Below are 2,319 nucleotides of genomic sequence, written 5' to 3' on the forward strand. Positions count from 1 at the left end.
TGGTAACACTAACAACATCTTTATCTGGCTTAAATTTAGCAGTAAGCTGTGTTGGGTTTATTTTGATTAATGCCAAACTTAATGAAGTTGACAAAAGGGTTAAAGAAATTCAACAAGATGTGAAAGATATTAAACATTTTCTCGATAGCTCAGAACGAGCAAAACTTTTTTCAGCTCTCAATGAACTGTTAAAAGTTAATGAAAAAATGCTAGCGGACATTTTATTTTTGAACCTGTCTTTGAATGGACTTGATCCTAAATTAAAAGCAAAACTGGTATTAAAAAATCAAAAAAAATTGCCAAATTAAATCCTTTGTAGTTTAATTTCAAATGGTTATCCAGTTTATATTTAAAATATTCCGGAATAGTTTATGACAGAGGCAGCTACTAAACCAGATACAGTTGGTACAACAGAAGCAGCATTTCTTCTCAATATTTCTACTGCTAGACTCAGGTTACTTCTCAGGCAAGGTCGTCTCAAAGGAGCCAAAAAAGTCAAACGGTTTTGGGTAATTCCTTTAAATCGTCGAGGAATGCCAGAAATTACTCCTGGTCGTCGAGGTCCTCAAGGAAGTTGGAATAAAGGATTCCGTACAGGCAATACTTTTATCCATGTGCTGCGCAAAGAAATTGACTATAACCGAGACCACGGCACTTCTCTTCCAGCAATTTCTGTCAAACAAGGAGGCAAAAACCATCACTGCCACGAAGTAGAAATTCTGGGAAATTGCAAAATCGTCTATCGCCCTCATAAACCCAACAAAAGTCAAGCTGGTGGTGCCCGTCTGTGGATTGAGGTAGAACCTGAAGTTGAAATTATTCGCAAATATTTCCGAGATACAGAACTAGACGAAAATCAACCTCAAGGTTCTAGTTAAGTTAAAGTCTGATTTTTAAAACTACTTTATTATCTATATCAATCAACAGTGGTGTCGCCTTATTTAATTTTTAGGCTGGCATTAGAGATTATTGTAGAAATAATTCTGAACATTTGTGGTAGTGCTAACTTCTTGACATGCTCCCGACGCTGCTCTACGAGACAGCGCGGGATTCCCTAGCATCACTGTTAGAGACTTTCTGTTTCTTAGCACCAGCCGTTCTACTAAATTTACCCAAACTTACCCATACATGGTTGCATGAGCTTTGGCAGCTCAGTTCCTGCTTTCCTACGGAATGCTGCGCAAACACTGAAGACCAGCGACCGCAGTCTGCAACTTATCTTCGAGAGCAGGCTTAAATTCGCTTGGAACTCAAGCTACTGATTCACATAGTTTTTCAGGTTGATAGCAGCGTTAAAATCTCTATCAGCTTCAAAACTGCATTCACTACATTCATAAGTTCTCAAGTACAATGGCATTTTCTGTTGATGCCCACAGTTTGAACATATTTGAGAACTTGGATAATATCTATCAGCTATGACTAATTCACTGAGGAAATCTAAGTCTTCGTGCTTTTTCCAATTCGTCAGCATAGCCGAAGTTTGCTTATACCCTACTCGTTCTTACTTCTCGTACCAAGCTTGAGTCCTTGCTGCTAAAGCTTTGTTGTAGATTAGCCTTACGCACCCCAATGTTCTGCGCAACAGGTTTTCCTGTTCTGGAGTAGGATAGAACCTAAACTTGTAAGCTTTCTCAACCATTTACTGCTTGCTGATTCTATGGTTAGATTTTAACATACTTGGTGTGAAACCGCAACATTGATTGGCATTCATCCCGGCGCTCCCGACGAGGAGAGTGCGGGTATAAATGCCAACATTCAGATAAACTTCAATCGTACAATGGTAGTTCATCTATACTACCAATGGTATCCAGTGGCCAAAAGCGAAATATAGCTCGACCAATGATATTTTCATAAGGTACAAAACCCCAGCAGCGACCATCGTAACTATGATTACGATTATCCCCCATGACTAAATAGGAATCTGGAGGCACTGTTACAGCTTCAGAAAGAAATCTTTTGTCAGAGGGACAAACATCTATTCTTGTTTTTTGGTGGTTAACTTTTCTCGCCTCAAGTTCGGCAGGATTCAAATCTGAGGCAACATAGGTTTCTTCTACTACTTTGTCATTTACATATACTTCGCCATTTTTGAGTTCTACCCGGTCTCCTGGCAAACCAACTATCCGCTTAATAAAAGCATCTTTATACTGAGTTTTCAATTCATTTGTCGGATTAAAAACTACAATATCTCCCCTTTGAGGTTCTTTGAATTTATAACCTAATTTATCTATAATCAAACGGTCGTTAATTTGTAATGTTGGCAACATTGAACCAGAAGGAATATAACGTGCCTCAGCAACAAATTGTCTAATTCCAATA

Annotated in this window: 3 protein-coding genes and 2 pseudogenes; 2 read left to right on the plus strand and 3 right to left on the minus strand. The window is 38.6% G+C overall.

Going from position 1 to position 2,319, the window contains the following annotated elements; genetic code table 11:
- On the plus strand, nt 1-308 hold a 308-nt coding region (locus AC3DU7_RS31490), incomplete at its 5' end, for a hypothetical protein (RefSeq protein WP_488043166.1).
- A 63-nt stretch (nt 309-371) separates the two neighbouring features.
- A complete protein-coding gene (locus AC3DU7_RS31495; protein ID WP_488043167.1) occupies nt 372-878 on the plus strand; it encodes a DNA-binding protein in 507 nt (168 codons plus the stop codon).
- Between the two features lie 377 nt (nt 879-1,255).
- Here AC3DU7_RS31495 and AC3DU7_RS31500 read toward each other — a convergent pair.
- The 3 genes and pseudogenes from AC3DU7_RS31500 to lepB form a co-directional block, all read right to left on the minus strand.
- Nucleotides 1,256-1,429 (minus strand): annotated as a pseudogene (locus AC3DU7_RS31500) (zinc ribbon domain-containing protein); the annotation flags it as partial.
- Nucleotides 1,421-1,639 (minus strand): annotated as a pseudogene (locus tag AC3DU7_RS31505) (helix-turn-helix domain-containing protein); the annotation flags it as partial. The pseudogenes AC3DU7_RS31500 and AC3DU7_RS31505, both read right to left, overlap by 9 nt.
- Before the next feature lie 127 nt (nt 1,640-1,766).
- On the minus strand, nt 1,767-2,318 hold the full coding sequence (gene lepB, locus AC3DU7_RS31510) for a signal peptidase I (RefSeq protein ID WP_488043168.1): 552 nt from the start codon (nt 2,316-2,318) through the stop codon (nt 1,767-1,769).
- Between the last annotated feature and the right edge of the window lies 1 nt (nt 2,319).

The organism is Okeania sp. (genome assembly GCF_983059655.1).